General features: G+C 34.2%; 5 protein-coding genes and 1 pseudogene. All 6 read left to right on the top strand.

Annotated elements, in window-relative coordinates; all coding sequences use genetic code 11:
* Nucleotides 1–96, top strand: a pseudogene (locus E7Z77_RS09725) (tetrahydromethanopterin S-methyltransferase subunit H); the annotation flags it as partial.
* A 150-nt stretch (nucleotides 97–246) separates the two neighbouring features.
* Complete coding sequence (locus E7Z77_RS09720) at nucleotides 247–1716, top strand: methanogenesis marker 14 protein (protein ID WP_292753568.1); 1470 nt, start codon at nucleotides 247–249, stop codon at nucleotides 1714–1716.
* Between the two features lie 16 nt (nucleotides 1717–1732).
* Complete coding sequence (locus tag E7Z77_RS09715) at nucleotides 1733–2341, top strand: NTP transferase domain-containing protein (RefSeq protein WP_292753566.1); 609 nt, start codon at nucleotides 1733–1735, stop codon at nucleotides 2339–2341.
* A 55-nt stretch (nucleotides 2342–2396) separates the two neighbouring features.
* Nucleotides 2397–2663, top strand: coding sequence for a PRC-barrel domain-containing protein (locus E7Z77_RS09710; RefSeq protein ID WP_292753564.1), 267 nt, complete (start codon nucleotides 2397–2399; stop codon nucleotides 2661–2663).
* 108 nt (nucleotides 2664–2771) lie between these two features.
* Nucleotides 2772–3527, top strand: coding sequence for an ABC transporter ATP-binding protein (locus E7Z77_RS09705; protein ID WP_292753562.1), 756 nt, complete (start codon nucleotides 2772–2774; stop codon nucleotides 3525–3527).
* Entirely contained in the window at nucleotides 3496–4746 is a 1251-nt protein-coding gene (locus E7Z77_RS09700; protein WP_292753560.1) for a SufD family Fe-S cluster assembly protein, read from the top strand. The genes E7Z77_RS09705 and E7Z77_RS09700 overlap by 32 nt, the downstream gene beginning before the upstream one ends.
* Nucleotides 4747–4926 lie beyond the last annotated feature (180 nt).

The raw sequence follows: 4926 nt of genomic DNA, 5'->3' as shown, positions 1-4926 counted from the left end.
CCTGCATGTGGTATGGCTGATATTATGATTGCTGAAGCAGCAAAAGATATCGGTACCGAACCTGTAGAAGACCACCCTATTAACAACTTATTATAGATATAAGGGTCCCGATTAGATGAGTTATTCATCTAATCATTTTTTTCTATTTTTTTAACTATTTTTATTTGCATTTTTTTCAAAAATTTTTAATAAAATTTATATTATTATAAATAGATATTTATAACCAAGTTTAATTGAGGTTATAAAATGTCTTTTCTAAGTAAAATTTTTAATAAAGGTCCTAAACCTATCATTGCTCATTCTCATGAAGGCAATTTAGCTACTTTAAAAGCTCAAAAGGCAGGACCAGCGAGTCCAGGTGTTGTAAAAAAACCTGATGTATTTTATGTAACCGCTTCTGTTGAATTGGGTAACACTACCACCAAATGTATTGTAACTGCAACAAATTTAAACACAAGCGAATGTTATCTTTTGAATAAAACTGTTAAAATGACAAGAGATATCAGACCACCTAAACCTACCGAAGAGGTCTTCGGTAAAACTGTTTGGGGTATTGAGCTTTCTAAAGAAGCTGTAGCTGATTTGATTAAAGATACTGTTCTTGAATCTCTTAGAAAATGTCATGTTGATAAAGATGAAGATTTGGATTTCGTTGTACGTTCCACCGGGGTTACTGCAGGTTTTGCTACTGCTGAAGAAGCAGGTCAATTGGTTATTGCTTTAGCGGATGGTTGTTTGAATGCAGACATCCCTCCACGTAAGATGTCTCCTGCAATGAGTTCATCACAGCTTCCTGAAAGATTACAAAAATACACTCTTTTAGATAATGTAATGTTCGATGGTGCTGTTGTAAGTGTTATACCTCCACAAGGTAAAGAAACTGTTGCGAATGAAATGGAAGGTGAACTTGTTACTGCTGGTATCAAATTAGGCGCTAAATGGACTGATGTGGACTACAGAAACCCTTGTGTTTCTCTTGACTTTGGTTCTACATTAGCTGGACGTATTGTAAATGACAATGAACCTTATGCGAATACCGTAGGTAACTTCTTAGGTTTGGCAGGTGTTGTTTCTGATGCTATTGCAAGGGGATCAGGTGAAATTGACATGAAAAATGGTGCTGCTTTGGATTTATATTCAGATAAAGCGCTTAAAAAAGCCAATACCAAAAAGGCTCAAGCAAATGCTGATGAGGCTCATGAATTGATTAACATTTGTAAAGTTCCTATGGATGTTAACAGGTTCGGTACTGTGCCATTAGACCCAGTAGCTGCTGACAATGCTGGAACCACTTTGATTGGTTGTGATGTTGGTGTCAATGGGGATAAGTTAGGTGAATTAACTAAATTAGGTGAAAAATTCTATAAAGAAGATGGTTTAGGTACTTTGCTGTCCACAATGGATTATGTCAGTGCTAAAATCGTGACTCGTCTTTTAGATGTTGCATTTGAAGAGGATGTTATCACTCCGGGTTCCGCTTTGGGTGTTACCGGAAGAGCAGGTATCACAGGTAAAAAACCTGAACTTATCTTAGAAGCTGTTCAAGACAGATTTGATCAAGTTGTGTTTGTTGAAGACGGTTTAGCTCTTGGATCTGCAATTATGGCTCGTTGTATGAATTCAATGGGTACTCAAAAATCACCAATCGGTGGTCGCCAAGGAGACAGATGTATTCTTGGTAAGAGAATGAAGATGCAAGGAAGCAAATACGCTTAAGCACTTGTGGTTTATCATGATTTATGCAATTTTGATGGCAGGAGGTAAGGGGACCCGACTTAAGGTTCCTGAAGAAAAACCTCTTTTCAAATTACGTGATAAACCTTTAATCAATTTTGTGCTTGAAAATTTAAAGGCATCCAGTTTAATCGATGAAATATTTGTTGCCGTTAGTCCAAATACTATTGAAACTACGGAATATTTAAAAGGTGTTAATGGAGATTATACAATTTTGGACACCTCAGGGGATGATTATTTAACTGATTTATCTTATATATTGGATTATTTTGAAAAAAGGTCCAAGGAAGATATTTTATTATTTATTAATGCTGATTTGCCGTTCATATCCACTAAAACTATAGATTATGTTTTGGATTATTATTTCAAATCCCCCAAGGATGCATTATCTGTTCTAGTTCCTGTAGAGATATTTGAAAATTTAGGCCTCGATTATTCTTATGAATTTGACGGTAATGTTCCTTCCGGATTGAATATATTGAAAAGCGTTAATGTTGTTCAGGATGAGGATCAGCTAATCTGTCCAAAGGTGGAATTGGCATTAAATATTAATACGATTCCGGATAGTGAAGTAGCTGAAAAATTGTATAATGAATATTATGTTTAAATATGATGAAGTTAAATATTTATATAATTAAATATAATTTTTATCAGGTGATTTAATGGAAAATAGACAAATTCCAAAAAGAGAAGAAAAGTTATGGAGCGAAATTAAAAACTATCAAGTTGCTACCAACAATGCACGTATTTTAGGCGTATTAGATGAATTAATTATTAATGAAAAAACTGGTAAAATTGTGGATATCGCAATTAGAGTTGAAAGTGACCGTAATATCCATGTTAAAGGCGCTAAAAGGAATGGTGACTTATTATTAGTTCCTTTCGCTAAAGTAGAAAAAGTTGGCGAATTCATTATTGTAACTGAATAATTTCAGTTATTCTCTTTTTTTTATTTAACTTTTTGTTAACTATTTATATTTAGTGTAATATAATTAGTATAGTATAACAAATTCATATTTATTTATAAAGGTGATTATATGTTGCTCGAAATTGAAAATTTGGCTGTGGAAGTAGCCGGAAAAAGAGTTTTAAAGGATGTGAATCTTTCAATTGCAGAAGGTGAAACTCACGTTCTTTTAGGGCCAAATGGTGCTGGTAAAAGTACTTTATTTTTAACTATTTTGGGTTTTCCACAATATGATGTAGTTCAAGGTTCTATTAAATTCAAAGGTCAGGACATTACTGATTTAACTACTGCCGAAAGGGTTAAGTTAGGTCTTGGTGTAAGTTTCCAGACACCTCCTGCAATTAGGGGTGTTTCTGTAAGGGACTTGTTAAAGATTGAATCTCATCAGGATATGGATGAAGATTTGAATCCTAGGATGCAGGATTTAGCAAAACAACTTAAATTCAGCGATGAATTTTTAGACAGGGATGTTAATTTAGGATTTTCTGGGGGAGAAGTAAAACGTTCTGAAATTTTGCAATTGTTGGCTCAAATGCCTGATTTTACAATGTTTGACGAACCGGATTCAGGTGTGGATATTGAAAACGTAGAGTTATTAGCTTCTGAAATAGGTAACTTATTGGATAAAGATAAACCACAAGGTTCTAGAAAAAGAAGTGGGCTTTTAATTACTCACTTAGGTTATATTTTAAACTTTGTTAGTGCAGATAAAGCACATGTTTTAATAGATGGAGTAATTTCCTGTTCCGGAAATCCTACTGAAATTTTAGAAGATATTAGGAAAAATGGTTTTAATGGATGTGTTGAGTGTGCGCAATGTTTATGAATCTGCTGAAAAAGCAATAAATAAGAAAGCTGCAATTGGTGCAGATGTCACAATTGAAAACTTTACTGATGAAACTGTAAACGCTTTGGATATGATTGATGATTTGGATGATTTGAATAAACAGACCAAAGAAGATCTTTTAAAAGTTGGAGTCGATACTGAAGAGACTAACAGATCAGGTTCATTTTTACAGGTAGACCAAAGTAATATTTTTACAAATAACTCCATTTCCAATTCTATTGAAGTAATGAATATGCAAATTGCATTGGAAAAATACAATTGGTTGGATGATTATCTTTGGAATGTTGTCAAGCCTGATGCTGATAAATATACTGCAAAAACCGCATTAAGAGAAAAGGAAAATGAATTCGTAAGCGGTTATTTTGTAAGGTCCCTTCCTGGAACAAAAGAGGTAATGCCTGTTCAAGCATGCATGTTCATCAGTGATGAGGATGTTATGCAAACAGCTCACAATGTCATAATTGCTGAGGAAAACTCCGAGTTACACTTGATTACAGGATGTGCAACCGGTGATGACGTAGGTTCAGCAATGCACGTTGGAGTATCTGAAATGTATCTAAAACCTGGTTCAAAAATAACCTTTACTATGGTTCACAATTGGGCAGAACAAGTTGAAGTTCGTCCAAGAACTGGTATTAAATTATGTGATGACACCACTTATATCAATAATTATATCTTAACCAGTCCTGTCAGCACAATTCAATCTTTCCCAACTGCTTATTGTGATGGTAAAAATTCAAGAGCCATTTTTCAAAGTATTCAAGGCGGTAAAAAAGATTCAATCATTGATGTCGGATCAAGAGTCTTGTTAAATGCAGAAGGTGCAAGGGGAGAGGTTATTTCCAGAGCTGTTGCACAGGATGAATCAAAAATTTATGCCAGAGGACATTTGGCTGGTACAGTGCCTACTGTTAAAGGCCACTTGGAATGTCATGGTCTGGTATTGTCTGATGATAGTTTTATCTATGCGGTTCCTGAACTTGAGGCCAGTTCAGCTAACCTCGAAATGTCTCACGAAGCTGCTGTCGGTAAAATATCTGAAGATGAAATCAACTATTTGACTGCTCGTGGAATCAGTGAAGAAGATGCGGAATCCATGATTGTAAGAGGATTTTTAAATATGGATATCACTGGTCTTCCTGACGAATTAGCTGAGCAAACTCAAAGAATGATTGATATGAGTCTTGATGGAATGTAATTCCATCTAATTTTTCTTTTTTTATCTATTAACTGTGAATTATTTATTTTCTGAAAATCTTGTTTTATAGTATATAAACTTTTTGGCTTTAGTTTCTAAGTAACCTTTATATTAATTATTAATGAAATATATTAATCAGTACATAATGTAATGCTGAGCTAGCTCATTACGTACAGAAAT

Origin of the sequence: Methanobrevibacter sp. (assembly GCF_015062985.1) — an archaeon.
GTDB lineage: Archaea > Methanobacteriota > Methanobacteria > Methanobacteriales > Methanobacteriaceae > Methanocatella.
Note: the sequence above shows the minus strand (reverse complement) of the source record. Positions and strands in the feature narration are given on the sequence as shown.